The organism is Salmonella sp. NW722, from assembly GCF_051702785.1.
In the GTDB taxonomy this organism is placed as follows: Bacteria; Pseudomonadota; Gammaproteobacteria; order Enterobacterales; family Enterobacteriaceae; genus Salmonella; species Salmonella enterica.
The window spans coordinates 347,635-373,621 of sequence record NZ_JAMMIN010000004.1; the positions used below are offsets into that span (position 1 = coordinate 347,635).

25 protein-coding genes are annotated in these 25,987 nt (G+C 53.7%); 8 read left to right on the forward strand and 17 right to left on the reverse strand.

The genetic code is table 11. The features are described 5' to 3' along the window. Positions 1 to 14 precede the first annotated feature (14 nt). A complete protein-coding gene (locus NA330_RS11990) occupies positions 15 to 617 on the forward strand; it encodes a peroxiredoxin (protein WP_000244731.1) in 603 nt (200 codons plus the stop codon). Positions 618 to 688: 71 nt separating this feature from the next. Here NA330_RS11990 and malZ read toward each other — a convergent pair whose 3' ends face one another. The 5 genes from malZ to phoB form a co-directional block, all read right to left on the reverse strand. Beyond that, on the reverse strand, positions 689 to 2,506 hold the full coding sequence (gene malZ, locus NA330_RS11995) for a maltodextrin glucosidase (protein WP_023241795.1): 1,818 nt from the start codon (positions 2,504 to 2,506) through the stop codon (positions 689 to 691). 161 nt (positions 2,507 to 2,667) lie between these two features. Then, positions 2,668 to 4,038: a proline-specific permease ProY gene (gene proY / locus NA330_RS12000; RefSeq protein WP_001555879.1), complete on the reverse strand. Its 1,371-nt coding sequence runs from the start codon at positions 4,036 to 4,038 to the stop codon at positions 2,668 to 2,670. Positions 4,039 to 4,112: 74 nt separating this feature from the next. Continuing rightward, entirely contained in the window at positions 4,113 to 5,432 is a 1,320-nt protein-coding gene (gene brnQ, locus NA330_RS12005; RefSeq protein WP_000149625.1) for a branched-chain amino acid transporter carrier protein BrnQ, read from the reverse strand. 408 nt (positions 5,433 to 5,840) lie between these two features. Next, positions 5,841 to 7,136, reverse strand: coding sequence for a phosphate regulon sensor histidine kinase PhoR (gene phoR / locus NA330_RS12010; RefSeq protein WP_000893645.1), 1,296 nt, complete (start codon positions 7,134 to 7,136; stop codon positions 5,841 to 5,843). A 69-nt stretch (positions 7,137 to 7,205) separates the two neighbouring features. Then, the gene (phoB, locus tag NA330_RS12015) at positions 7,206 to 7,895 is read right to left on the reverse strand and encodes a phosphate response regulator transcription factor PhoB (protein ID WP_000113918.1); all 690 of its coding nucleotides are present in this window, start codon (positions 7,893 to 7,895) and stop codon (positions 7,206 to 7,208) included. Between the two features lie 215 nt (positions 7,896 to 8,110). Here phoB and sbcD point away from each other — a divergent pair, with 215 nt between their 5' ends. The 3 genes from sbcD to araJ all read left to right on the forward strand — a co-directional run bounded on the left by sbcD (position 8,111) and on the right by araJ (position 13,795). Then, positions 8,111 to 9,313 carry an exonuclease subunit SbcD gene (gene sbcD, locus NA330_RS12020; RefSeq protein WP_023241794.1) on the forward strand — a complete coding sequence of 401 codons (1,203 nt, stop codon included), beginning with the start codon at positions 8,111 to 8,113 and terminating at the stop codon, positions 9,311 to 9,313. Further along, a complete protein-coding gene (gene sbcC / locus NA330_RS12025) occupies positions 9,310 to 12,450 on the forward strand; it encodes an exonuclease subunit SbcC (protein ID WP_052894737.1) in 3,141 nt (1,046 codons plus the stop codon). Before sbcD ends, sbcC begins: the two co-directional genes overlap by 4 nt. Positions 12,451 to 12,622: 172 nt before the next feature. Continuing rightward, positions 12,623 to 13,795 (forward strand): MFS transporter AraJ, encoded by a 1,173-nt coding sequence (araJ, locus tag NA330_RS12030; protein ID WP_023137926.1) that lies wholly within the window; start codon positions 12,623 to 12,625, stop codon positions 13,793 to 13,795. A gap of 21 nt (positions 13,796 to 13,816) precedes the next feature. On the opposite strand, the gene mak is transcribed toward araJ, so the two are convergent. Continuing rightward, positions 13,817 to 14,725 (reverse strand): fructokinase, encoded by a 909-nt coding sequence (mak, locus tag NA330_RS12035; protein WP_001219273.1) that lies wholly within the window; start codon positions 14,723 to 14,725, stop codon positions 13,817 to 13,819. Positions 14,726 to 14,850: 125 nt separating this feature from the next. On the opposite strand from mak, the gene rdgC reads away from it, so the two are divergent. Next, positions 14,851 to 15,762 carry a recombination-associated protein RdgC gene (gene rdgC, locus NA330_RS12040; RefSeq protein WP_000964305.1) on the forward strand — a complete coding sequence of 304 codons (912 nt, stop codon included), beginning with the start codon at positions 14,851 to 14,853 and terminating at the stop codon, positions 15,760 to 15,762. Between the two features lie 37 nt (positions 15,763 to 15,799). Here rdgC and ppnP read toward each other — a convergent pair whose 3' ends face one another. From ppnP to NA330_RS12065, 5 genes are all read right to left on the reverse strand, one after another. Further along, on the reverse strand, positions 15,800 to 16,084 hold the full coding sequence (gene ppnP, locus NA330_RS12045; protein ID WP_023242198.1) for a pyrimidine/purine nucleoside phosphorylase: 285 nt from the start codon (positions 16,082 to 16,084) through the stop codon (positions 15,800 to 15,802). 70 nt (positions 16,085 to 16,154) lie between these two features. Further along, on the reverse strand, positions 16,155 to 16,832 hold the full coding sequence (locus NA330_RS12050) for an AroM family protein (protein ID WP_001276437.1): 678 nt from the start codon (positions 16,830 to 16,832) through the stop codon (positions 16,155 to 16,157). Between the two features lie 250 nt (positions 16,833 to 17,082). Beyond that, entirely contained in the window at positions 17,083 to 17,274 is a 192-nt protein-coding gene (gene yaiA, locus NA330_RS12055; RefSeq protein WP_001143161.1) for a protein YaiA, read from the reverse strand. A gap of 26 nt (positions 17,275 to 17,300) precedes the next feature. Further along, positions 17,301 to 17,846 (reverse strand): shikimate kinase AroL, encoded by a 546-nt coding sequence (aroL, locus tag NA330_RS12060; RefSeq protein ID WP_000983569.1) that lies wholly within the window; start codon positions 17,844 to 17,846, stop codon positions 17,301 to 17,303. Between the two features lie 184 nt (positions 17,847 to 18,030). Next, the gene (locus NA330_RS12065) at positions 18,031 to 18,486 is read right to left on the reverse strand and encodes a YaiI/YqxD family protein (RefSeq protein WP_000158137.1); all 456 of its coding nucleotides are present in this window, start codon (positions 18,484 to 18,486) and stop codon (positions 18,031 to 18,033) included. Between the two features lie 139 nt (positions 18,487 to 18,625). Between NA330_RS12065 and proC the strand changes: the two genes are divergently transcribed. Next, entirely contained in the window at positions 18,626 to 19,435 is an 810-nt protein-coding gene (gene proC, locus NA330_RS12070) for a pyrroline-5-carboxylate reductase (RefSeq protein ID WP_000412193.1), read from the forward strand. 14 nt (positions 19,436 to 19,449) lie between these two features. Here proC and adrA read toward each other — a convergent pair whose 3' ends face one another. The 5 genes from adrA to NA330_RS12095 form a co-directional block, all read right to left on the reverse strand. Beyond that, positions 19,450 to 20,562, reverse strand: coding sequence for a diguanylate cyclase AdrA (gene adrA / locus NA330_RS12075; protein ID WP_023242199.1), 1,113 nt, complete (start codon positions 20,560 to 20,562; stop codon positions 19,450 to 19,452). Positions 20,563 to 20,653: 91 nt separating this feature from the next. Next, on the reverse strand, positions 20,654 to 20,974 hold the full coding sequence (psiF, locus tag NA330_RS12080) for a phosphate starvation-inducible protein PsiF (protein WP_000705165.1): 321 nt from the start codon (positions 20,972 to 20,974) through the stop codon (positions 20,654 to 20,656). A 352-nt stretch (positions 20,975 to 21,326) separates the two neighbouring features. After that, entirely contained in the window at positions 21,327 to 21,587 is a 261-nt protein-coding gene (iraP, locus tag NA330_RS12085) for an anti-adapter protein IraP (protein ID WP_001518423.1), read from the reverse strand. A 296-nt stretch (positions 21,588 to 21,883) separates the two neighbouring features. Next, positions 21,884 to 23,095, reverse strand: coding sequence for a multidrug efflux MFS transporter (locus NA330_RS12090; protein ID WP_000446772.1), 1,212 nt, complete (start codon positions 23,093 to 23,095; stop codon positions 21,884 to 21,886). Positions 23,096 to 23,263: 168 nt separating this feature from the next. Continuing rightward, the gene (locus NA330_RS12095; protein ID WP_023242200.1) at positions 23,264 to 23,977 is read right to left on the reverse strand and encodes an extensin-like domain-containing protein; all 714 of its coding nucleotides are present in this window, start codon (positions 23,975 to 23,977) and stop codon (positions 23,264 to 23,266) included. Between the two features lie 77 nt (positions 23,978 to 24,054). On the opposite strand from NA330_RS12095, the gene ddlA reads away from it, so the two are divergent. Next, entirely contained in the window at positions 24,055 to 25,149 is a 1,095-nt protein-coding gene (gene ddlA, locus NA330_RS12100; RefSeq protein ID WP_001096588.1) for a D-alanine--D-alanine ligase, read from the forward strand. A 25-nt stretch (positions 25,150 to 25,174) separates the two neighbouring features. Here the strand turns inward: ddlA and NA330_RS12105 are convergent, their stop codons facing one another. Then, positions 25,175 to 25,390 (reverse strand): DUF2754 family protein, encoded by a 216-nt coding sequence (locus NA330_RS12105; protein WP_001239243.1) that lies wholly within the window; start codon positions 25,388 to 25,390, stop codon positions 25,175 to 25,177. Between the two features lie 267 nt (positions 25,391 to 25,657). Between NA330_RS12105 and NA330_RS12110 the strand changes: the two genes are divergently transcribed. After that, entirely contained in the window at positions 25,658 to 25,972 is a 315-nt protein-coding gene (locus NA330_RS12110; protein ID WP_023242201.1) for a YaiY family protein, read from the forward strand. The last annotated feature ends 15 nt before the right edge of the window (positions 25,973 to 25,987 follow it).

Sequence of the window (25,987 nt, forward strand, 5' to 3'; positions counted from 1 at the left end):
GCAGGAGAATTATTATGGTACTGGTTACTCGTCAGGCCCCGGATTTCACCGCTGCGGCGGTACTGGGTAGCGGTGAGATTGTTGATAAATTCAACTTCAAACAGCACACCAATGGTAAAACGACCGTTCTGTTCTTCTGGCCGATGGACTTCACTTTTGTTTGCCCGTCTGAGCTGATCGCCTTCGATAAACGTTATGAAGAATTCCAGAAGCGCGGCGTTGAAGTAGTCGGCGTTTCTTTCGACTCTGAGTTCGTCCACAACGCATGGCGTAACACCCCTGTCGATAAAGGCGGCATTGGCCCGGTGAAATACGCAATGGTCGCCGACGTGAAGCGTGAAATTCAGAAAGCTTACGGTATCGAACATCCGGACGAAGGCGTTGCGCTGCGCGGCTCTTTCCTGATTGACGCAAACGGTATTGTTCGCCACCAGGTCGTGAACGATCTGCCGCTGGGTCGTAACATCGACGAAATGCTGCGTATGGTCGACGCGCTGCAGTTCCACGAAGAGCACGGTGATGTCTGCCCGGCGCAGTGGGAAAAAGGCAAAGAAGGCATGAACGCCTCTCCGGACGGCGTGGCTAAATACCTGGCTGAGAACATTTCCAGCCTGTAAGTCAGTACATTGATAAAAGGCTCGCAATCGCGAGCCTTTTTTATGCGTGAGGTGTTACGAACCACCTCGCCTCAACGATTCATCCATACCGTCGCGGAAATCGCGGGTAAACGAAGTCTTCCCTCGCGGATGTCACCGCTTCCCGTTTTACATTGCCATCCGGCCACGTTCAGCAATGGTAACGCTTCCAGCGCCACTTCACAGGCCTCGCCCCGGTTAATCGCCACCAGCGCCCGCTGCTGCTGATAAACCCGCACGAATACCACTACGTCACCTTCGGCATACAGCGCCTGGCATCCGCCACGACGCAGCGCCAGACTGCGCTGGCGCAGTTTCGCCATACGCTGGTACAGCGCCAGCAAGTTGCCGTCCTGCTTGCGTTCATCCCACGGGAACGGTTTGCGGCACATGGGGTCATTTGCGCCGTCCACGCCGACCTCATCACCGTAATAAATACATGGCACGCCGGGCCAGGTAAACAGCCAGACCACCGCCAGCGGCAGGCGCGCCGCGTCTTTACCCAGCAGGGTTTTAAAGCGCGCAGTATCATGGCTGTCGAGTTGATTAAACATGCGTAGTTGTTGCTGGTGTGACAGCCCGGCGCGGTAGTTATCCATCCACGCGATACAGGTCCGGGCATCAATATGCTGTGGTTCGTAAGCGATATCAGTATTGGCGAGAAATCCCCATAGCGGGAAGGTGAAGCCGCGATAATTCATGGCGGCATCTTCCGCATCGGCCTGTAGCCACTGCCGCGCATCGCCGAAATGTTCCCCCACAATATAGGCTTCGGGCTGCGCCTCTTTTGCCGCCCGGGTAATACCGGCGACGTGATGCAAATTATGACGCGCCCCGCCCGCCTCGCCCAGCATATGTACGACATCCAGCCGCCAGCCGTCCATATTCCACGGTGCCTTTAGCCAGTGACGAACGATACTGTCCTCACCGCGATAGATCTCATCCACCAGCGTTTCTGATTGATAATCGAGTTTCGGCAGGCTCGGATAACCCAACCAGTCCAGCGCCACGCCTTGTGGTGAAAAGGAGTACCAGTCGCGCCACGGCGAGTCCGGGTGATGGCACGCGCCGCCAATGCTACGGTTATGCCTGTCAAACCACGCATGCGAGTCGCCGCTATGATTAAACACGCCATCCAGCACCAGCCTCATGCCCTGCGCCTGGGTTTCACGCCGCAGGCGTAGCAGCGCCCGATCGCCGCCAAATTGCGGATCGACATGGCGATAATCTTCCGTGTCGTACTTATGGACGCTCGGCGCGGTAAATACCGGATTCAGATATAGCGCTGTGACGCCCAGTTTTTTCAGATACGGCAGCTTCTCACAAATGCCATTCAGACAGCCGCCGTAAAAGGTGGAACCGCCCGCCTGGGGGGTTAAAGGATCGTCCCAGTCGCGCAGCACAATCTCCTGACCTGCGGCATGATGGTAATACACCCGGTCCTGATCGGCTTCACGCGTCGCGCTGCGGGCAAAACGATCCGGGAAGATCTGATAAAAAATTTGATCGGCGACCCACTGCGGTCCGCTATCCGGCACATCAACCGCAAATTGTTCCAGACGCGCAGGCGGAAAACAGCTAAATCCCTGTGGCGTAAACCAAAGCTGGCGGTCGTGCCAAAGCAATTTAAAGCTGTAACGGCGACGGGGTTGCCCTAACGCGATATTGAGCGTCGCTCGCCACGCCGTCACGCCCGGCTGCGGCTGGCGGCGCTGTTTGCGCATCGCCAGTGAGATTTCTTCATTATCGAATTCTGAGCGCAACGTCACGCGAGACGGCGGATTTTCTCCGCTCAGCCACAGCGTAATGGTTAATTTATCGTTATGTTGCTTCACAAATGGGGCAACCGGTAAGTGCCAGGCATTCAACATCTCGTATCCCCTCTACTGAAAATGGGGCCACCTTGCCATAGAGATTTAAAGGATAACTCATCATCCAGGGGTTTATTAGGGGAGGAGGCTCCAGGAGGAGAAGCGGCTCCGCTTATCCGGTCTACCGTTGCCTGCAGACCGGATAAGGCAGAGAAAAACGACTACGCCTGCGCCAATTGACGGTCGCGACGGCGTTTAAATATCCAGCCAATCAACAGCAGAACTATCCAGGCGAAGCCCACATACAGTGAGATGCGGGTATCCGGATGGTAGCCGATAAGCGCAATAATGAAGACCAGGAAAATCAACCCCGCTATCGTCGTTACGACACCGCCCGGCACCTTAAACTTCAGCGCTTTTACCTCTTCCGGCGGTAAACGACGACGGAAGGCGATTTGCGACAGCAGGATCATAATCCATACCCATACCGTCGCAAACGTCGCCAGCGAAGCAATCACCAGGAAGACGTTTTCCGGCATGATGTAGTTCAGGTAAACCGCAAACAGCAGCGCAATCGTCATCACCAGCACAGTAACCCACGGAATACCACGACGTGACGTTTTGGCAAAGACTTTCGGCGCGCTCCCCTGCTCCGCCATACCATGCAGCATACGGCCTACGCCAAACACATCAGAGTTGATAGCGGAAAGCGAGGCGGTCAATACCACAAAGTTCAGAATGCTGGCGGCAAAGGTAATCCCCATATGCTGAAACGTCAGCACAAATGGACTGCCGTTTGTGCCGACCTGATTCCACGGATAGATAGACATAATGACGAACAGCGTGCCGACATAAAATACCAGGATACGCATCGGTACTGAGTTAATGGCGCGCGGAATGGATTTCTCCGGGTCTTTCGCTTCCCCGGCGGTGATACCGATAATCTCAATCCCGCCGTAAGCGAACATCACCATTTGCAGCGACATGATCATTCCCAGCCAGCCATTGCTGAAGAAGCCGCCGTTACTCCACAGGTTATGAATGCCGGTCGGCTGCCCGCCGTTGCCAATTCCCCACACAATGATGCCGATACCCGCGACAATCATGATAATAATGGTGGCGACTTTGAAGAAGGAGAACCAAAACTCCAGCTCGCCGAACACCTTGACGCTCATCAGGTTGATGGCGCAAATGATCAGCACCACGCTAAGTACCCAAATCCAGTGCGGCACGGCGGGGAACCAGACTCCCATGTAAATGCCGAACGCGGTCACGTCGGCAATGGCGACGATCAGGATCTCAAAACAGTAGGTCCAGCCGGTAATGTAGCCCGCAAGCGGGCCGAGGTTTTCCTGCGCATAGCGCGAAAATGAGCTGGCGGCAGGGTTGTGAACGGACATTTCCCCCAATGCGCGCATAATGATATATGCCGCGACCCCGCCAATAATATAGGCCAACAGCACGCTCGGCCCCGCCATTTTGATGGCGTCCGCCGAGCCGTAAAACAGGCCGGTGCCGATTGCCGAACCTAATGCCATAAAGCGAATGTGCCGGGTGCTCAGCCCACGCTTTAGCTTATTATTGCTTTCCATCAATTTCTGACCTATCAACACAATAAAAAACCACGGGGCGTTAAGCCCCGTGGTGTACACATATGTCAGCGATTTTAGTGAGCGCTGGAGGTCACCTGCCGACCCGCCGCGCGATCCCAGATAATCGCCAGGATCACCATCACCACCGTTGGCATCAACCACGCCAGTCCCTGTTCCGCCAGCGGCAAACGCTGACTCCAGGCTGGCAGCATATCGCCAAAGGCAGATGCTTTGATGCCGTCAAGGATACCAAAAAGCAGACTGATAAACATGGCCGGCGCGATGATGCGGGTGGAATTATGCCACCATGAGCGGGTAAAACTTAATACAACCAGTGCGATACACGGCGGATAGATGGCCGTCAGCACCGGAATGGAGATTTGAATCAGATGGCTCAGTCCGAGGTTTGACACCACCATAGAGAAGCCGCCGAGAATAAAGACCAGCGTGCGGTAAGACAGCGGAATATACTGCGCGAAAAACTCAGCGCAGGCGCAGGTCAGCCCCACCGCCGTCACCAGACACGCGATAAAGATCAGCGCCGCCAGCAGGAAGCTTCCCGCGCCGCCAAAGGTATGCTGAACGTAGGCATGAAGAATCGCCGCGCCGTTCGCTGACTGATCGACCAGCGTCGCGCTATCAGAACCTAAGCGGAACAAGGCAAGGTAAAGCAGCGTCAGCCCCACGCCCGCCATCAGGCCGGCCCAGACCGTGTAACGCGTCAACAGGCGCGCTTCGGTCACGCCGCGAGAACGCGCCGCGTTCACAATAACGATACCAAACACCATCGCGCCCAGCGTATCCATCGTCAGATAGCCGTTCACAAATCCGTTAGAAAAGGCCGCATTCTGATAAGCGTCCAGGGCGTTGCTGATTGGACCGGCAGGCCAAACGATAGCCGCGACGGAAAGGATGACCAGCGCAATAATTTTCAACGGCGCCAGGAAATTCCCCACCGTATCCAGCAGCTTACCCGGATAGAGGGAAACCAGAATAACGATAGCGAAATAGACCACGCTGTAAATCAGCAACGGCATTGCAGAATCGCCGGTCAACGGAGCGATACCGACCTCAAACGACACCGTCGCGGTACGCGGCGTCGCAAATAACGGCCCGACGGCCAGATAGCAAACGGTCGCCAGCAGGAGTCCCGCCACTTTACCAATCGGCGTACTGAGGCTGTCTACGCCGCCGCCGACTTTCGCCAGCGCCACAACAGTAAGAACCGGTAGCCCTACGGCGGTAATCAGAAAGCCAATAGCGGCTGTCCAGACGTGCTCACCCGCCTGCAAACCGACCATAGGAGGAAAGATAATATTGCCTGCGCCAACGAACAGCGCAAATGTCATAAAGCCCAGGGCGATGATATCGCGCGATTTTAACTGATGGGTCATAAAGTCTTACTGCCTGTGGATGGTGATGTTGTAAACATTAAAATTTTTGCCTTTCCCGGAGGATTATAAAGCGGCGTTTTTTATCAATTTCAGCGGGAAAAGCTCCCGGACCGATGCGGCGAAGAATTGTTTTTCGATTTACCGCGCAAATGCAGTCGTAATGACAGCACCTGAAGCGCAATTTAAACGCTTATAACGTTTTAAAGCAAGGTGGGATCTAAAAACCAGATGAATATAGCGATATGAAATTTACAACCAGAATAAAACACCATTCTCATGAAAAAGTTATGGCTAATCATGCGAACAAAAAATCACCAAACGTTGAATGTTTCAACGAGCCCGTCTTAACTGCAAAGAAAATAAGCCAGCATCCGCTGGCTTATGGAAAGTTATACTTACGAAAGGCAATTAATCGCTATTTTTGGCAATTAAACGTTCCGGCAGCACAAAGCTAAATCGCGTTCCTTTGCCAGGCGAACTGTCGATTTCAAGGCGGCTTTCATGGTGATTCAACGCATGTTTCACAATCGCCAATCCCAGGCCGCTGCCGCCCGTTTGCCGCGAACGCGCTTTATCTACGCGGTAGAAGCGTTCGGTCAGACGAGGAATATGCTCGGCAGCAATCCCCGGACCGTTATCTTGAATGCAAAATTCAGCGCCATGCGCGACACGTCGCCAGCTCACCGTAATATGCGTTCCCGCCGGCGTATGGTTTACCGCGTTATACACCAGGTTTGAGATCGCGCTACGTAGCTGCTCTTCATTGCCCAGAACGCTAAGACTATCGTCGACCTCAAACGTAAAGGTATGTTTCTGCTGGCTGAGCGTCTGCGCTTCACGCTCCACGACCCGCAGCATCATCGGTACATCCACTTTTTCATTTAATAACAGCGCCGGGGCCGCCTCAATTTTAGACAACGTAAGCAGTTGTTTTACCAGCCCTTCCATACGATACGTTTGCTCGCGCATCGTATGCAGCGCTTTCTCTCGCGTCGCCCCTTCCAGCGCTTGTTCCTGCATCATTTCCAGATAGCCTTGCAATACCGTCAAGGGCGTACGCAACTCATGGCTAACGTTGGCGAAAAAGTTACGTCTGGCGCCTTCAAGCTGATGCATTTGCGTCACATCGCGCGCCACCATCAGGAGTTGTTTATCGGTATAAGGCATGACGCGGATCTCCAGATGCCGCCCGGTATTGAGCACCAAATGAAGCGGACGGGTGAAATCACGCGTTTTTAAATACTGGGTAAACTCCGGATAACGCAGTAGATTGAGAATATTCTGCCCGTTGTCATCCGGCCAGCGTAGCCCCAGTATCTGTTGCGCCAAACCGTTACACCAAAAAATACCGCCCTCTTCTGTGGTCAGTACCACGGCATCAGGCAGCGACTCCGCGCCGCTGCGAAAACGTTTAATCAGGTTCCCCAGCTCGCGGCGACGCTTCTTATTTCGCAACTGCATCTGGTGTAAACCGTATAACAGCGGTTCCCAACTTCCCCGCCCCGGCGGCGGCGTCATACTTCTGTCGACCCAAAGCCACCAGGAGAGGCGTAACAAATTCCAGAAATGCCAGACAAGCAGTCCCGTCACCGCCGCCAGTAAAAACCACGGCAGATAACCAAAAAAAGCGCTAAGGATAAGCGCGGGGATGCAACAGAGCACCAGCTCCAGCACCAGCCTTTTCCATGACAGCCGTTCCAGCACGCGTCATACTCCCTCAAGAATGGAAAGCCTTCTCCGCCAGAAACCTGTGTTCTACTGGCGGAAAAGGCATTAAAAGCGGGTCGAAAAACGATACCCTGTCCCGCGTACCGTTTGCACCATCCGGTCGTGGCCGCTGTGCTCCAGCGCCTTACGCAAACGGCGAATATGCACGTCGACCGTCCGGTCTTCAACGTACACATTGGTGCCCCAGACATGATTGAGTAGCTGTTCGCGGCTGTAAACCCGTTCCGGGTGCGTCATAAAGAAATGGAGTAATTTAAATTCGGTCGGCCCCATATCCAGCGGGCTGTCGCCGGTCATCACGCGGTGAGAGCCAGGATCAAGGCTCAGTCCCTGCATCTCGATCACCTCTTCGACCGCCATCGGCGAGATGCGCCGCATAACAGCTTTAATGCGCGCCACCAACTCCTTGGGGGAAAACGGCTTGGTAATGTAATCGTCAGCGCCGGTTTCCAGCCCGCGCACGCGATCTTCTTCCTCACCTCTCGCGGTCAGCATAACCACCGGAATATCCCGGGTCAGGGCTTCACGTTTGAGATGTTTAATAAACTGTAACCCTGACCCGCCGGGCAACATCCAGTCAAGAAGGATGAGATCCGGCCAGGGTTCATTAAGTTTATTCACCGCACTGTCATAATCTTCGGCTTCTACGGGCTGAAAGCCATTTTGTTCGAGCACGAAGCACACCATTTCACGGATCGGCGCCTCATCTTCTACGACCAGAATACGTCTCGCCATAATTTGCCCTGTTAGTCGTTAGTTATCAATGCCGCGCCATTATGCGTCAGATTTATGACAGATTTATGAAAAAAAAAGGCGGCATTGACAGCATGTTGATGATTTATGACACCGGTGAAACCGTGCATTACCGTGTACCGGCGGTAAATTGCGCCCAAAAATGGAGGGGATGACGTGTATAATCCCGTTCACGCTTTTTTTTGCATGGAACAATTATGCGCATCCTCCACACCTCTGACTGGCATCTGGGACAAAACTTCTACAGTAAAAGCCGCGCCGCGGAACATCAGGCTTTTCTGGACTGGCTGCTGGAGACCGCGCAGGCCCATCAGGTGGATGCCATTATTGTCGCTGGCGATATTTTTGATACCGGTTCGCCGCCCAGCTATGCCCGAGAACTTTATAACCGTTTCGTCGTTAATTTACAGCAAACGGGCTGTCATCTGGTGGTGCTGGCCGGTAATCATGATTCCGTCGCCACGCTAAACGAGTCGCGCGACATTCTGGCGTTTCTCAATACAACCGTGATCGCCAGCGCGGGCTATGCGCCGCGGCTACTTCATCGTCGCGACGGTTCTCCGGGCGCCGTACTGTGCCCCATTCCCTTTTTGCGCCCGCGCGACATTATTACCAGTCAGGCGGGGTTATCCGGCAGCGAGAAACAGCAGCAACTTCTTCATGCGATTGCCGATTATTATCAACAGCAGTATCAGGAAGCGTGCCTGCTACGCGGCGAACGAAAGCTGCCGGTTATCGTGACGGGACATTTAACCACCGTCGGCGCCAGCAAAAGCGATGCGGTTCGCGACATTTATATCGGTACGCTGGATGCCTTTCCGGCGCAGCATTTCCCCCCCGCGGATTATATCGCATTGGGACACATTCACCGCGCGCAATGTGTCGGCGGCACAGAGCATATCCGCTATTGCGGCTCGCCCATCGCCCTCAGCTTTGATGAGTGCGGCAAAAGCAAATGCGTGCATCTGGTGACCTTCGAGCAGGGAAAATGGCAAAGTACCGAAAGTCTGGCTGTCCCCGTGACTCAACCGTTGGCGGTTTTAAAAGGCGACCTGGCGTCAATTACCGAACAGCTTGAGCAGTGGCGCGGCGTTGAGCAATCGCCCCCCGTCTGGCTGGATATTGAAATCACCACCGATGATTATCTGCACGATATCCAGCGCAGAATACAGACGCTAACGGAGTCGCTACCCGTAGAGGTATTACTGGTGCGCCGTAGCCGCGAACAGCGCGAGCGCTCGCTGGCGAACGAACGGCGGGAAACATTAAGCGAGCTTAGCGTGGAAGAGGTTTTTGCGCGGCGTCTGGCGCTGGAAGCGTTAGATCCCCCGCAGCGCGAGCGCCTGAATCAGCTCTTTTCCAGCACGCTCTACGCGTTGAATGAGGAGCATGAGGCATGAAAATTCTCAGTTTGCGTCTGAAAAACCTGAACTCGCTGAAAGGAGAATGGAAGGTCGACTTTACCGCCGAACCGTTTGCCAGTAACGGGTTATTCGCCATTACCGGCCCGACCGGCGCGGGAAAAACCACCTTGCTTGACGCCATCTGCCTGGCGCTGTACCACGAAACGCCGCGCCTGAATACGGTATCGCAGTCGCAAAACGATTTGATGACGCGCGATACGGCGGAATGTCTGGCCGAAGTGGAGTTTGAGGTAAAAGGCGAAGCCTGGCGCGCGTTCTGGAGCCAGAACCGAGCCCGAAATCAGCCCGACGGCAATCTCCAGGCCCCACGCGTGGAGCTGGCGCGGTGTTCAGACGGAAAGATCTTTGCCGATAAGGTAAAGGATAAACTGGAGATGATCGCCACGTTGACCGGGCTGGACTACGGGCGCTTCACCCGTTCGATGTTGTTATCACAGGGGCAGTTCGCCGCCTTTCTTAACGCCAAAGCGAAAGAGCGCGCAGAGCTTCTGGAGGAGCTCACCGGCACTGAGATTTACGGGCAGATCTCCGCACAGGTATTTGAAAAACATAAATCAGCCCGTCTCGAACTGGAAAAGTTACAAGCGCAGGCCAGCGGCGTCGCCCTATTGGCGGACGAACAGTTACAGCAACTGGAAGCCAGTTTGCAGGCGCTGACTGACGAAGAGAAACGCCTGCTGGCCGACCAGCAGGGACAGCAGCAGCACCTTCACTGGCTGACCCGAAAAAACGAGCTCCACACTGAATTACACGCCCGGCAGCAGGCGCTGTACGCGGCGCAAGAGGCGCGAGAAAAAGCGCAGCCGCAGCTCGCGGCGCTGACGCTGGCGCAACCTGCTCGCCAGTTGCGCCCGCATTGGGAGCGCATTCAGGAACAAACCCGCGCCGTTGAGCGTGTTCGCCAGCACAGTGATGAAGTGAATGCTCGCTTACAAAGCGCGTATCGCCTGCGCCAGCGTATCCGCGCCTGCGCGCATCGACAATTCACGCAACTGAACGCCACAGGGCAGCGGTTGAAGACATGGCTGGCGGAACACGACGGCATCCGCGTCTGGCGCAGCGAACTGGCGGGGTGGCGAGCATTATTAACACAACAATCCCACGATCGGGCGCAACTGAGCCAATGGCAACAGCAGTTGCTGAGCGATACGCGTCAGCGTGATGCGCTACCGCCGCTCACGCTCGACCTCACGCCACAGGCGCTGGCGGAAGCCAGAGCATTGCATACCCGGCAGCGTCCGCTACGCCATCGTCTCGCCGCGCTTCAGGGGCAAATTGTCCCGAAACAAAAGCGTCAGGCGCAGCTACAGGCAGCTATCGCGCGTCATCATCAGGAACAGGCGCAATACACCCAACGTCTGGCGGATAAGCGTTTGAGTTATAAGACTAAAGCGCAGGAGCTTGCGGACGTTCGCACTATTTGCGAGCAGGAGGCGCGCATCAAAGATCTGGAAAGCCAGCGGGCGCACTTACAGTCCGGCCAGCCGTGTCCGCTTTGCGGCTCGACGACGCACCCCGCCATCGCCGCCTATCAGGCGCTGGAACTGAGCGCGAATCAAACCCGCCGCGACGCGCTGGAAAAAGAGGTCAAAACGCTGGCGGAAGAAGGCGCGGCGCTGCGAGGACAGTTAGATGCCTTAACGCAACAATTACAGCGGGATGAAAGCGAGGCGCAGTCGTTGTTGCAGGAGGAGCAAGCGCTTACTGAGGAATGGCAAACGCTGTGCGCTACGCTGGGCGTTCAGCTCCAGCCGCAAGAAGACCTCGCGGGCTGGCTGACCGCCGCGGAAGAGCATGAGCAACAGTTGGATCAGCTCAGCCAGCGTCATGCTCTACAAACGCAAATCGCGGCGCATACTGAACAGGTAGCGCGCTTTACCGCGCAGATTGCGCAGCGTCAGGCGTCGCTGACGGCTGATTTGGCGCAGTATACGCTTTCCCTTCCAGCGCCAGAAGACGAGGCTTCGTGGCTGAATGAGCGCGCCGACGAAGCGAAAATATGGCAACAGCGTCAGACCGAGTTCGCGGATTTGCAAACGCAGATCGACAGGCTTGCCCCGTTGCTGGAAACGCTACCGCAAACGGATACCGCGGATTCCGACGACGACGTGCCGCTGGATAACTGGCGGCAGGCGCATGATGAGTGCGTGTCATTACAAAGCCAGTTGCAAACCCTGCAGGAACAGACGACGCAGGAACAGCAGCGCGCCGCCGAGGCGATAGCGCACTTTGATGCGGCGTTAAAAAATAGCCCGTTTGACAGCCAGGCAACGTTCCTGGCGGCGTTGTTGGATGAAGAGACCGTGACCCGTCTGGAAAAACAACAACAAACGCTGGAAAGTCAGCTACAACAAGCGAAGGCGTTAAGCGCGCAGTCCGCGCAGGCGCTGGCTGACCATCAGCAACAGCCGCCCGCCGGTCTGGACCCAACGTGTACGGCGGAGCAGCTCGCGCAGCGGCTGGCGCAGTTGGCGCAACAACTGCGCGAGAACACAACACGCCAGGGGGAAATCCGCCAGCAAATTAAACAGGATGCAGATAATCGGCAGCGCCAACGCGCGCTGATGGCAGAAATGAAACAAGCCTCTCAGCAAGTGGAAGACTGGGGCTATCTCAATGCGCTGATCGGCTCTAAAGAAGGTGATAAGTTCCGCAAATTCGCCCAGGGACTGACGCTGGATAATCTGGTCTGGCTGGCGAATCATCAGCTCACCCGCCTGCATGGCCGCTATTTATTGCAGCGCAAAGCCAGCGACGCGCTGGAACTGGAGGTTGTCGATACCTGGCAGGCCGACGCCGTGCGCGATACGCGAACGTTATCAGGCGGCGAAAGTTTCCTGGTCAGCCTGGCGCTGGCGCTGGCGTTATCAGATTTGGTCAGCCATAAAACGCGCATTGATTCTTTGTTCCTCGACGAAGGCTTCGGCACGCTTGATAGCGAAACGCTGGACGCCGCGCTGGATGCGCTCGACGCGCTGAATGCCAGCGGGAAGACCATCGGTGTGATTAGCCATGTGGAAGCCATGAAAGAACGTATCCCTGTGCAGATAAAAGTGAAAAAAATCAATGGACTTGGTTATAGCAAACTGGACAAAGCGTTTGCCGTGGAGTAACACGAGTGTCATCCTGCGCACAGCATACTGTCATGACATAGCATAATAATGAATACACAAAGACGGATAAGGAATGGTATTACCTCGCGCTTATCCGCAAGCTATACGTTGATTGGCTGTGACAATTCACAGCTACAGCGCGCAACATGCGCCTTTATTTTCGGCAGGTGGTATGAAAAAAGTTATTTTTTCTTTGGCGCTGGGTACGTTCGGACTGGGGATGGCCGAGTTTGGCATTATGGGCGTGCTGACGGAGCTGGCACGCGATGTCGGGATAACGATTCCCGCCGCCGGGCATATGATCTCGTTTTACGCCTTCGGCGTCGTGCTGGGCGCGCCTGTTATGGCGCTCTTTTCCAGCCGCTTTTCGCTTAAACATATACTGCTGTTTCTGGTCACGCTGTGCGTGATGGGCAATGCCATATTTACCTTTTCCTCGTCATATCTGATGCTCGCCGTCGGCAGACTGGTTTCCGGCTTTCCGCACGGCGCCTTTTTTGGCGTCGGCGCCATTGTCCTGTCAAAGATTATCCGCCCCGGGAAAGTCACCGCCGCCGTCGCGGGTATGGTTTCAGGAATGACGGTGGCGAATCTGGTGGGCATTCCAGTCGGCACTTACCTGAGCCAGGAATTTAGCTGGCGCTACACCTTTTTATTGATCGCGGTTTTCAACATCGCTGTGCTCACCGCAATTTTCTTCTGGGTGCCGGATATCCGTGACAAAGCCCAAGGCAGTCTGCGCGAGCAGTTCCACTTCTTGCGTAGTCCTGCGCCGTGGCTCATTTTCGCCGCCACGATGTTCGGCAATGCGGGCGTTTTTGCCTGGTTCAGCTATATCAAGCCATTTATGATGTACATCTCCGGTTTTTCGGAGACGAGCATGACGTTTATTATGATGCTGGTCGGGCTGGGGATGGTGTTAGGCAATCTGTTAAGCGGCAAACTCTCCGGCAGATATACTCCGCTGCGCATCGCGGTAGTGACTGACCTCGTTATCGTGCTCTCTCTCATGGCGCTCTTTTTCTTCAGCGGATACAAAACGGCATCGCTGACTTTCGCGTTTATCTGCTGCGCTGGTCTGTTTGCGCTCTCTGCGCCGCTGCAAATCCTGCTGCTGCAAAACGCCAAAGGCGGCGAACTGCTGGGCGCGGCGGGAGGGCAAATCGCCTTTAATCTCGGTAGCGCGATTGGCGCCTGGTGCGGCGGGCTGATGCTGACACTAGGTTTTACCTACCACTACGTGGCGCTTCCCGCCGCCCTGCTCTCGTTTTCCGCCATGTCGTCGTTGCTGGTATACGGACGTCTAAAACACAAGCAGCCATCGGTCACGCCGGTTGCCGGATGACGCGCCATCCGGCTAACAACGTTACGCCAGCGGCCACAGCCAGGCCGCGCCGCGCACGCCGCTTGAATCGCCATGCCGCGCCTTACGTACCGGCGTCTCGCACTCGCCGCCAAAAACAAACGATTTCATCAGCGACGGAACCGTCTTGTACAGGCGCTCAACATTGCTCATACCGCCACCCAGCACAATGACATCCGGATCCAGAATATTCACGACATGAGATAATGCTTTCGCCAGCCGCAGCTCATAACGGCTTATCGCCAGTTCCGCCACGGCGTCCTGCGCGTCGACCAGACGAATAATCTCATCGCCTTTTAGCGTTTTACCGCTCAAACGCTGGTAATCCGTGGCAAATCCCGTACCGGAAATAAAGGTTTCGATACAGCCTTGTTTACCGCAATAACAGGGAATTTCTTCGCGGTAACGCAACTCATCGTCATCCATCCACGGCAACGGATTGTGGCCCCATTCACCTGCCGTACCGTTGCCGCCGATGTGCGCCCGGCCATTTAGCGCTACGCCCGCGCCGCACCCGGTACCGATAATCACCGCAAATACCGTTTGCGCCCCCGCCGCCGCGCCATCTACCGCCTCTGATACCGCCAGGCAATTGGCATCGTTGGCTAACCGCACTTCACGCTTCAGACGACGGCTCACATCGCTATCGAACGGCTGGCCGTTAAGCCACGTAGAGTTAGCGTTTTTCACCACGCCGGTGTAAGGCGAGAGAGAACCGGGAATGCCAATGCCGACGCTACCGGTCTGGCCGGTCGCCTGTTCCGCCATGTCGACCAGCGTAGCGATGGTTTCTATCGTTTGCTGATAATCCTCCCGCGGCGTAGGCAGACGATGGCGAAACCGCTGCTCTCCTGCATCATCAAGCGCAATGACTTCCGTTTTTGTGCCGCCTAAATCGATACCAATACGCACATACCGCTCCTCATTTTTTGGGAATATCAACAGGGTAGAATTCACCGTTCTGATTGGCAATGCAAGCCTGCCGACAATTCGTTACTATACCGCCTGGATTTAACGACAAGGCCGTGGAAATTATCATGCTGTGGTTCAAAAATTTAATGGTTTACCGTCTTAGCCGCGATATTACATTACGCGCCGAAGAGATGGAGAAACAGCTTGCCTCAATGACGTTTACCCCATGCGGTAGCCAGGATATGGCCAAAATGGGCTGGGTTCCGCCGATGGGCTCTCACAGCGATGCGTTAACGCACACCGCCAATGGCCAAATTATTATTTGCGCGCGCAAAGAAGAGAAAATCCTGCCATCGCCAGTGATCAAACAGGCACTGGAGGCGAAAATCCAGAAACTGGAAGCCGATCAGGGACGCAAGCTGAAGAAGACGGAAAAAGATTCCCTGAAGGATGAAGTGTTGCATTCGTTGCTGCCGCGCGCGTTTAGCCGCTTCAGTCAGACAATGATGTGGATTGATACCGTTAACGGCCTGATTATGGTTGACTGCGCCAGCGCGAAAAAAGCGGAAGATACTTTGGCGCTACTGCGTAAAAGTCTTGGCTCGCTGCCGGTCGTCCCGCTGGCGCTGGAAAATCCGATTGAGCTGACGCTCACCGAGTGGGTGCGCTCCGGTACGGTCGCTCAGGGTTTCCAGTTGCTGGACGAAGCCGAATTGAAAGCGATGCTGGAAGATGGCGGCGTGATCCGCGCGAAAAAGCAGGATCTGGTCAGCGACGAGATCGCCGTTCATATTGAAGCGGGTAAAGTGGTCACGAAGCTGGCGCTCGACTGGCAGCAGCGTATTCAATTCGTCATGTGCGACGACGGCTCCATTAAGCGTCTGAAATTCTGCGATGAGCTGCGCGATCAGAACGAAGATATCGACCGGGAAGATTTTGCCCAACGTTTTGACGCGGACTTTATCCTGATGACCGGCGAGCTGGCGGCGCTGATTCAAAGCCTGGTGGAAGGATTAGGCGGCGAAGCGCAGCGCTAACCAGAGGGCCCCTCTCCGCCGGAGAGGGGACTCACCGTTACAAATAGCGGCACAGATACGAGGTGGGCTCAGCAACCTGTAGATGAAACTCGCTGTGGCCAGGCACGTTAAACACCTCACCGGCTGTATACACTTTCCATTCGACAGTTCCCGGCAACAGTACCTTCAACGCGCCGCTCACAACCGTCATCTCTTCGGGTTCGGCGGTGCCAAAGGTATACTCCCCTTCCGCCATCACACCAACGCTGGCCCAGCCGGTGCTACTGCTGGTAAATCCAATAGACTTCACTTTCCCGGAAAAGTATTCATTGCTTTGTAGCATAATCAGGCCCCGTCTCATTATTAAATTAACACCCAATATAGAGTCCTGACGTTCGGCCTGTCACGTAAAATTAGACAAGCAGTTCTGAAGCTAACCGCGCAATCAAAACGTTAGAGAGTAAAACCGGCACATCCAGCGCCTGCTGTAAAATATCCCGATGACGCTGATGAAAACCCAGACAATCCAGCATAATGACGTCCGCGCCTTGATCCAGTAGCGCCTGCCCGGCATCAATTAACTGTTGCTCAGAACCGTGAACCGGATTCGCCAGCGAATACACCGGCGGCATTTGCAATACCTGCCATTTTTTCTCCTGGGCCGCCAGAAGTTCTGCAACAGGCACAATCACGCCCACCTGATGTCCATCCACAATAGAGGCGACAAGCGGTGGAATAATACGCAGCGGTTCAAGCAAAATAGAATTACGGGCTGCCATACTTTTAATCGCCGCGGTGCTCATCAGTATAATGACATCGTAACCCTGATTATCCAGCACCTCGACAACGCTCTGTAAATCTCGCTCCACTTTCTGGCGGGAAACATGGGCTATCTGGTTATCATTCAGCAACGTCAAAAGCGGATCGTCGCCAGGCTCTACAGCGTAATCCGCCATAACGTCTTCCCGGCTCATTTTTCCCAGCAGGCTATGATGGGTGATGTGTTGTTCGTCGATGTATTCCGTCAGAAGCGGTAACACTTCGCTCATTGGCACAACGCCGATTGTGAGGATTGCCAACGACGCACTCATTTTTATTCCACCTTATTACTTCGTCGTAATTCCCGGGCAAATATTCACACGCTCACCGCGCTACCTGCCCTACAAATCTCAGAAAGCGTAGCAGCAGATGAGCAACGTATTGTGTAAAGATTCCAAATAACTCCAATATTGTATTGTTATCGCTTAATTTACGGTTTTAGTTGCCAGTATAAATGTTTCAAGAATGTGATGGAGATACAATTTAGGGGTACTCAGAATCCCTTCCGAGTGGTTCATGCGTCTATGATTTATCCGGATCTTCGTAACGTTTTTTCGCATCCATCGCTTCTTCTGCGGTCGGATGCTCGCTGATGAGCGAATCAGGTTTCGGATGGTCAGCCCGTAGCTGATACCACGTCACCGTCTGGCCCGGCGTGCCTTTTTCAATGGTGACGATATAAGCTTCCCGCGGATAAGGTGGTCTGGTTGGCATAGCGTTTCCTTTATTCTGGGTGAGCATTAAGTATAGACATCTCCCTGTAACCGTTGCGTCGACGGCGGCAGCGCCGCAATAATTTCAGAAACGACCTGGGCCGGCGCTTTCGTCGCGTCAATAATGTAATGCGCCGTTTCGCGATACAACGCGTCACGCTGCTCAAGCACTTCCCGAACCTCTTCGCTCAACGGCTTGCCGGTGAGGGTCGGGCGCAGATCCGCTTCAGGTTCAGCCTCAAGCCGGTTAACCAGCGTGGATACCGGCGCGCACAGATAAATCACTACGCCAACACGGTGCATATAACGTCGGTTATACTCCGTGAGAATAATACCGCCTCCCGTCGCCACGACAGTCGAAGGCGCGCTTACCGCCTCCAGGGCCGCGGTTTCCCGGGCGCGGAACCCTCCCCAGCCTTCTTTTTCAACGATATCAGCGACGCTCATCTGCACGTGCGATTGCAGCCAGCGGTCGGTATCTGCAAACCGAAAACCGGTTGCCTGCGCCAGCGCCATACCGATGGTGGTTTTCCCACAGCCCCGCGGGCCAACAAGATAAAGAGGTTGCATCATAGCAGGCGTTCCCCCAGGAACTGCGCATACGCAGGATTTGATATCAGCAATGTTATAATCATATCATCTAACTAGTACAACGCATAAATGTAAATAATAATTTACACAAAGGTACTAAAGTCACAATATTAGTACTATAGCAAGAATCAGAAATGAATAAACTGTAAATTTTTCATTACAGGATTTATTTTTTACGCTGGCTTTCCAGCCACCACTTATCCAGCTCGGCGGCAAAATGCTGACGATCGCGCGGCGAGAGAGTGTTTGGTCCCCCCGTTTGTACGCCGCTGGCGCGTAGCGTGTCCATAAAGTCACGCATCGTCAGACGTTCGCGAATCGTGGCGTCGCTATAGCGTTCTCCCCGGGGATTAAGAGCCGCAGCGCCTTTTTCCAGCACTTCAGCCGCCAGCGGAATATCCGCGGTAATCACCAGATCGCCCGCTTCGCATTGACGCACGATTTCGTTATCCGCCACGTCAAACCCGGCGGCCACGCGAAGCGTGCGGATAAAACGCGAAGGCGGCACGCGCAAGGCCTGATTGGCAACCAGAATAAGCGGCAACTGCATCCGCTCGGCGGCGCGGTACAAAATTTCTTTAATGACATTCGGACACGCATCCGCATCCACCCAGATGGTCATAATGTCTCCCGTACGGTATACAATCTTTTATTGTCTCGCGCTTTTGTCTTTCATCAAAGTGCTGTTTCTCCTTCTGCCCGTTTTCAATCCGCGTTAAGCTAACCATTCCCCATAACACACAAACATAGGGAGTGACGAGATGGAGAAGAAAATCGGTTTTATTGGCTGCGGTAATATGGGCAAGGCTATTCTTGGCGGACTGATTGCCAGCGGTCAGGTACTTCCCGGTCAGATCTGGGTCTACACCCCCTCCCCCGATAAAGTTGCCGCCCTGCATGACCAGTACGGCATTAATGCGGCGCAAAGCGCGCAGGAGGTCGCTCAGGTCGCGGATATCGTTTTCGGCGCGGTAAAACCGGGCATTATGGTGAAAGTGCTCAGTGAAATCTCCTCCAGCCTGAACAAAGACTCGCTGGTGGTCTCTATCGCCGCAGGCGTAACGCTTGATCAGCTTGCGCGCGCGCTGGGACACGACCGTAAAATCATTCGCGCTATGCCGAATACGCCGTCGCTGGTCAACGCAGGAATGACCTCCGTCACGCCCAACGCGCTGGTCACACCGGAAGATACGGCTGATGTCCTGAATATTTTCCGCTGCTTTGGCGAGGCGGAAGTGATTGCTGAGCCGATGATCCATCCGGTGGTTGGCGTGAGCGGATCTTCGCCGGCCTATGTCTTTATGTTTATCGAGGCGATGGCGGACGCAGCCGTTCTGGGCGGTATGCCTCGCGCTCAGGCTTATAAATTCGCCGCGCAGGCCGTCATGGGGTCGGCGAAAATGGTACTCGAAACCGGAAAGCATCCCGGCGAACTGAAAGATATGGTGTGCTCGCCTGGCGGAACGACGATTGAAGCCGTACGCGTTCTGGAAGAACGTGGCTTCCGCGCTGCGGTAATAGAAGCGATGACGAAGTGTATGGAAAAATCAGAGGCGCTCAGTAAATCCTGAAGCCCGGCTGGACGTCATGCCGCCACTTCGGTGCGGTTACGTCCGGCATTCTTTGCTTTGTAAAGCGCCATATCCGCAGACTTTAACCATTCCCGATAATGACCGATTTGTGGCGTTAACGGCGCCACGCCCACGCTGATACGTAACATGACCTGCGGCGCGCCCGGCAAGCGTAAGGTATTTAGCCGTTCATGCACTCGCGACATGGCGGTAATCGCGCTGTCTGCCGGCGTTCCGCACATAATCACCGCAAATTCGTCGCCGCCAAAGCGCCCGATAATATCACTCCCGCGTAGCGTTATCTGTAATTGACGCGTCAGGGCGATAATAGCCTCATCCCCAACATCATGTCCCCAGGTGTCGTTAATGCTCTTAAAATGATCGATGTCGATAATCAACAATGTCGCCTCCCGATGGTGGCGTCGGCTGTGATCGAATTCATTACGTAATAAAATTTCCCAGTGGCGTCGGTTATAGACGCCGGTCATGCCATCCCGCGAGCTCATCGCCTGCAAGCGTCGCTTATGTTCCGCTAATTTAATGGCCGTTTGATAACTTACCCAGGCGAACAGAAGCGGATACAACATAATGACGGGCAAAGAGAGCGTGACTTCCAGCGATGAGCTTCGCATAGCGACGGGTAGCCCGGTAAGCTGCAACGTCACCAGACATGACGCCAGCAAAAGGCCCATTCCGACAGTGAATAGCCGCCGCCCGCCAGCCCCCATCAGATTCATGCTCATCATCATAAACAGCGCGGCGGCAGGCAACATATTGACGCCCATCAACGCGATCCACATGCCGGAGAGGATCGCATCCACTTTCAGGTTGTAAATTTCCTGGCGTAGCGGATCAAGGGCTTTCGCCGCCCACTGCCACGCCAGATGCGGCCAGACAAAAGACCAGCCGACCAGCAATAGCCACCAGCCGCCAAAGACAGGTTGCGACACTAACACGGCGGCCACCGGTAAAAACATCCCCCCTAACCCCACCGCGCGCGGTAGCCTGATGCGCCGGGCGAAGCGCAACCCGGAGCGCTGACGATTATCAGGAGGGTCAGGCGGCGCTACCGCCTGCTCAACCGCTTTTCGGTAAAAATTTTCATCATTCATTATTTTTGGGAACATTTAGAAACAATTTTCCCAAATTATAGAAACAGAGCGCATGGAGGGAGTATGAAATTTCGGGTGAGTGTTTTTCAGGGCTCACCCGATAGCACTACGCCGCTTTTTTCAGGCAGGCGCTCATAAACTTGCTACGGTCATCGCCTTTCAGTGATTGTTCCGTCGCCTGAACATTGCATTCACGCATTTTCTGCTGTTGCGGCGTCAGGCTTTTCTCGCCAGGGGCTGACTGACTGTTTTTCAGGCAGTCGCTAAGGTAGGTTTTACGCGCATCGCCTTTCAACGCTTGCGCTGTCGCCTGCTGATTACAGGTCGTCATGCGCTGCTGTTGCGGCGTTAACGGTTTCTCGGTTGCGCCGACGGCGGTTAAAAAGACCAGGCCAAAAAGTAAAGTCACCAGTAATGTTATTTTCATAGCACCATCCTTTTGTCAGTGTACACATTACACGTTGTCCCTTTGGGAAATATCCCAGGGACTTTATATAAGTCTGGCTGTTACTGGCAAAAATACCACCCGGCTGTAAAAGTATTACTTACCGTTAGCAATAGATGTTTTATTGATTGACAAACCGTAGGCTAATGTGCAATTCGATTATCCACAGTCACACTGGCAGGATGCAGAAGAACAGCGCATAACGTTACACTGTTATTACCATAGCCGCTTCGTTTTTATTTTCTTCTGGTTAATACAGAGCAAAATAAAAACGAAGCGGCCAGGGCTATTTTATAAAAGTAACGTTATAACAACTGTGTTGTTTTAAATACGATTAGTGCCGGGGGTGTCTCAGCAACTTTTTTACATATTGGCGCAGCAATTCCGTATCGTGATCAGGAACGCTGGCATCCGGCTTTACGCCTTCAAGTGCCCCCTCTACCTGACGTATCAACATCTCCTGCTCGTTTTGCGCCATGTTACGTAACATTGCTGTGACGATAATCTCTAACGCTTCTACCTGAGCAACCAGTTCTTTCGACTCTTCTTCTTTTTGGGCTAGCTTAAGCAACAACTCTGCTATGAGATTTTTCATGACCATATTTCCTTATTAGTTCCAGGGTGACGTTATCACTATGAAGAACCACTGCCTAGAGGCTGAAAGTACTATTTTTATGATACAGGAAGAACTTTACACAAATAATTATCACTGTCGCCGCAGCGAAACGTTTCTCAGACCGAAAACGAGACGATAATAAACCATCAAAAAACAATAATCACGCTATATCATAATTTAAGGTTATGCCATCTATAGAAAAACTTCACGGATAAAGAATATATCTTTTAATTTAAACCATATCGTAACGGCAGAAGCGCCGTTACGATGCACCGCTATTGGCCTTTCGCTTTTTGCGCGTTACGCCGACGACGTAACGCCAGGGTCAGTTGCCCGATATTGATCAACACGATCGCCGCCGTAGCGATAAAAACCCAGCGGAAACCGGCCATCGCCGATACCGTCGCGCCCATCAACGGCCCAACCACGTTGCCCAGGTACATAAATGACTGGTTGTAGCCAAAAATACGTCCGGTAATTTGATCGCTGGAGTATTTCACCAATAACGTTTGTACGGCGGGTAACATCGCGCCATCGGCAAAGCCTAACAAGAAACGTAACAGCCCCAACTGGAACGGCGTGGTGACCCAGGACATCGCGAAGAAAAGCAGCACTGCGCAGATAAGCGTGGCCATCAGAATTCTTTCCGTGCCGATTCTGTCGCCAAGTTTTCCCAGGCGAGGCGCGGAGATAAGCGCAGAGATACCGGGCACCGAGGCGATTAACCCGCTAAGAAAGGCGATGTTATTACTGTCCGGCATCATTGATTTGATAAACAGCGCCAGGATTGGACTGATGGAACCATTACAGAGTTGAATGACCATCGTGGTAAAAAACAAACTGATCACCAGCGCAGGATAAGGTAACGACGCAAAAACGGCTTTACCGCTCAGGCGTTCGCTTTTCCTGATGACCGGACGCACGCCTTCTTTAATTAAAAATAGCGTGACCAGAAAGCTCACCACCAACAGCATGGCGGTAATCAGAAATACCGCCCGCAGCCCGATATGATCCGCGACAAAGCCGCCCATTAACGGCCCGCCGATAACGCCGCTGATCTGCGCGGTAGAAAGCGTACTGAGCGCCCAGCCGCTACGTTCGCGCGGTACCTGAGAGGCTACCAGCGCCATAGCATTGGGGATATAACCTGACGTTAACCCCATGATTCCGCGCAGCAGGAAAAGTTGCCAGACATGGGTCGCGAATGCCTGCAGTAGAATAGCTATCGCCATCCCGAGCGACGCGCGCAATAGCATCAGTTTACGCCCTTTGCGATCGGCGAGACTGCCCCACATCGGCGACACAATGGCGGAAATAAGAAACGTGATGCTAAACGTTAACCCGGACCACATTGATAACGCTTCATGGGAAGAGACGCCAAGCTGGGAAATATAAAGGGGTAAGAATGGCAGGATTTGGCTGATTGCCAGCCCGGTAAAAAAACATCCAAACCAAACGGAAATTAGATTAACTTTCCAGGATTCCATAAGACTCGTAACGGTAAGTAGCTGAAAATACGCGTTAGCTTAGCAAGTTCTCTTTTTCCTGGTGGTTCCAGAGGTGCGATACGTCACACTTTGCTATTTTGTCTCCCCGTTCATCATTTTTGTGAAACATGTCACATTATATAGCCGCGCAAGGCAGACGTTTATGCTTTAACGACACACGCCGTAGCCCCGCATTCCAAGATGAAAATGGTTAGCATGCGCAGCGTTATAGTCAGGCCCGAGCCCATTGCCATAATAATGGCAACTGGCGTTTAACATAGCGCGTAACCAGGGCCCCGTCTCCTGACGCCCCCAGCCGCGCAGAACAGTGATTTTTCGGCCATCTGATAGCTGAAACCCGCTGACATCCAGCGCTTCTGCGCTGGCATGTTCACTGCGACGCGCATCCGGGCGGTGATAAATATTACGGCAGGCGTAGCTGCCCAGATGTTCGATGCGGGTCAGGCGGCGCTTCATCCACGTTTCTGTTAAAGGTTTTGCCTGCTGTTCGACAAACAGCGCGGAGCGCAGCGCCAGCGGGCAGGAGGCTAAAAAACTGCTGCTCAGTTTGACCTGGCCAAAATCTCTGACGCGCACAACATGGGACAAGGGACATTCACCAGCGCTATCCGCAACAGGTTGTGATGAAATTAATCCCTGTTGATTGGCCGCCGTCAACAGCTCCCGGCACTGCGACGGCGTAAGGCGCTGTAGTTTGAAGGTAGTGATCCAGCCTGGCGGATCGGCAAGTTGTAGCGGAGAAAAAGGATTATAATAAGAGGGAAGATAACGATATCCCAGCCCGCCAATGCCGCCCAACAGCACAATAATCAGAAAACCCTTACCTCTCACGCGGCCTCCGTTCTCACATCCCATAAACATTATGGCAGAAGCCCGCGAAACCCGCGTTTTGTCGTGGTAATGTATACGCTTTGCATTCGATGGAATGGGTTTTTAAGATGGCGAAATTGCGGGTAGGAATAGTATTTGGCGGTAAGTCGGCGGAACATGAAGTGTCTTTGCAATCAGCGAAAAATATCGTTGATGCGATCGATAAAACCCGCTTCGACGTGGTGCTGTTAGGGATAGATAAGGCGGGACAATGGCATGTTAACGATGCGGAAAATTATTTGCAGAATGCAGACGATCCGGCACATATCGCGCTACGTCCTTCGGCAATCAGTCTGGCCCAGGTGCCTGGCAAACATCAACACCAATTGATTAACGCCCAGAACGGGCAGCCGCTACCGACGGTAGATGTTATTTTTCCTATCGTCCACGGTACGCTGGGCGAAGACGGCTCATTGCAGGGGATGCTGCGCGTCGCAAACTTACCGTTTGTCGGTTCAGACGTGCTAAGCTCCGCAGCCTGCATGGATAAAGACGTCGCCAAACGACTGCTACGCGATGCAGGACTGAATATCGCCCCGTTTATTACACTCACCCGAACGAATCGTCACGCGTTTAGTTTTGCCGAGGTTGAATCCCGTCTGGGACTGCCGCTGTTCGTTAAGCCCGCCAATCAGGGCTCTTCGGTCGGCGTCAGTAAAGTCGCTAACGAAGCGCAATATCAGCAGGCGGTCGCGCTGGCTTTCGAATTCGATCATAAAGTGGTGGTGGAGCAAGGGATCAAAGGGCGCGAGATCGAATGCGCCGTATTAGGTAACGATAACCCACAGGCCAGTACCTGCGGCGAAATCGTACTGAATAGCGAATTTTACGCCTACGATACTAAGTATATTGATGATAACGGCGCACAAGTTGTCGTGCCTGCGCAGATCCCTTCCGAGGTGAATGACAAGATCCGCGCGATCGCGATCCAGGCTTATCAGACGCTGGGGTGCGCGGGTATGGCGCGTGTCGATGTCTTCTTAACGGCAGACAATGAGGTCGTGATTAACGAGATTAATACGCTGCCAGGTTTTACCAATATCAGTATGTATCCAAAACTCTGGCAGGCGAGCGGATTGGGCTATACCGATTTGATTAGTCGCCTGATTGAGCTGGCGCTGGAACGCCATACGGCGAATAACGCCTTAAAAACCACGATGTAATAGCGCACGCCCGATAGCGCAACGTTTATCGGGCGTCTTTTACCTCATCCTCTTCGCGCCGGCGAATGATGAACCCCGCCAGCCAGAAGCTGATAATCCACGTTACCAGCCCAACGCCATAGGTTTGCCATCCTTTCGCCTCAAAACCCAGCAATCCTACGACGCCATTCAAAATAAAGATAAGGCCAATAGAGAAGGCATAGTAGTGCCAGTCACGACGAATTTTTACAGGCAAACGCATAACGACTCCGACGTATTAACAGCAACAAAAACGTATTTTTGCATACTTCTTGCGGGCGAGTCTGTGGGAGATACGGAATTTCTTAAATGTTAATTGATTTTGATAAAAGTGATCGTTTTGTGACAACTAACAAAAATTTACGCGATGGATACATTCCGTATGTGAAATTACCATGATTCTGATATTGACAAACACAATGACCTGTCAGACTTCACAGTAAGCCGATGGCATAACGCCAGATCGTAGCCGATCATCCTGGAGGTCTTTATGGCTGATTTCACTCTCTCAAAATCGCTGTTCAGCGGGAAGCATCGAGAAACCTCCTCTACGCCCGGAAATATTGCTTACGCCATATTTGTACTGTTTTGCTTCTGGGCCGGAGCGCAACTCTTAAACCTGCTGGTTCATGCGCCGGGCATCTATGAGCATCTGATGCAGGTACAGGATACAGGTCGACCGCGGGTAGAGATTGGGCTGGGCGTCGGGACGATTTTTGGCCTGGTGCCCTTCCTCACGGGCTGCCTCATTTTCGCCGTTATCGCCGCGTTTTTACGCTGGCGTCACCGTCACCGTCACCAATAAACCTTAGCGCGCTGG

Coding starts and splice junctions, on each gene's coding strand:
- NA330_RS11990 (WP_000244731.1), top strand. CDS start 15: ATGGTACTGGTTACTCGTCAGGCCCCGGATTTCACCGCTGCGGCGGTA.
- malZ (WP_023241795.1), bottom strand. CDS start 2,506: ATGTTGAATGCCTGGCACTTACCGGTTGCCCCATTTGTGAAGCAACAT.
- proY (WP_001555879.1), bottom strand. CDS start 4,038: ATGGAAAGCAATAATAAGCTAAAGCGTGGGCTGAGCACCCGGCACATT.
- brnQ (WP_000149625.1), bottom strand. CDS start 5,432: ATGACCCATCAGTTAAAATCGCGCGATATCATCGCCCTGGGCTTTATG.
- phoB (WP_000113918.1), bottom strand. CDS start 7,895: ATGGCGAGACGTATTCTGGTCGTAGAAGATGAGGCGCCGATCCGTGAA.
- sbcD (WP_023241794.1), top strand. CDS start 8,111: ATGCGCATCCTCCACACCTCTGACTGGCATCTGGGACAAAACTTCTAC.
- sbcC (WP_052894737.1), top strand. CDS start 9,310: ATGAAAATTCTCAGTTTGCGTCTGAAAAACCTGAACTCGCTGAAAGGA.
- araJ (WP_023137926.1), top strand. CDS start 12,623: ATGAAAAAAGTTATTTTTTCTTTGGCGCTGGGTACGTTCGGACTGGGG.
- rdgC (WP_000964305.1), top strand. CDS start 14,851: ATGCTGTGGTTCAAAAATTTAATGGTTTACCGTCTTAGCCGCGATATT.
- ppnP (WP_023242198.1), bottom strand. CDS start 16,084: ATGCTACAAAGCAATGAATACTTTTCCGGGAAAGTGAAGTCTATTGGA.
- NA330_RS12050 (WP_001276437.1), bottom strand. CDS start 16,832: ATGAGTGCGTCGTTGGCAATCCTCACAATCGGCGTTGTGCCAATGAGC.
- yaiA (WP_001143161.1), bottom strand. CDS start 17,274: ATGCCAACCAGACCACCTTATCCGCGGGAAGCTTATATCGTCACCATT.
- aroL (WP_000983569.1), bottom strand. CDS start 17,846: ATGATGCAACCTCTTTATCTTGTTGGCCCGCGGGGCTGTGGGAAAACC.
- NA330_RS12065 (WP_000158137.1), bottom strand. CDS start 18,486: ATGACCATCTGGGTGGATGCGGATGCGTGTCCGAATGTCATTAAAGAA.
- proC (WP_000412193.1), top strand. CDS start 18,626: ATGGAGAAGAAAATCGGTTTTATTGGCTGCGGTAATATGGGCAAGGCT.
- adrA (WP_023242199.1), bottom strand. CDS start 20,562: ATGTTCCCAAAAATAATGAATGATGAAAATTTTTACCGAAAAGCGGTT.
- psiF (WP_000705165.1), bottom strand. CDS start 20,974: ATGAAAATAACATTACTGGTGACTTTACTTTTTGGCCTGGTCTTTTTA.
- iraP (WP_001518423.1), bottom strand. CDS start 21,587: ATGAAAAATCTCATAGCAGAGTTGTTGCTTAAGCTAGCCCAAAAAGAA.
- NA330_RS12090 (WP_000446772.1), bottom strand. CDS start 23,095: ATGGAATCCTGGAAAGTTAATCTAATTTCCGTTTGGTTTGGATGTTTT.
- NA330_RS12095 (WP_023242200.1), bottom strand. CDS start 23,977: ATGTTTATGGGATGTGAGAACGGAGGCCGCGTGAGAGGTAAGGGTTTT.
- ddlA (WP_001096588.1), top strand. CDS start 24,055: ATGGCGAAATTGCGGGTAGGAATAGTATTTGGCGGTAAGTCGGCGGAA.
- NA330_RS12105 (WP_001239243.1), bottom strand. CDS start 25,390: ATGCGTTTGCCTGTAAAAATTCGTCGTGACTGGCACTACTATGCCTTC.
- NA330_RS12110 (WP_023242201.1), top strand. CDS start 25,658: ATGGCTGATTTCACTCTCTCAAAATCGCTGTTCAGCGGGAAGCATCGA.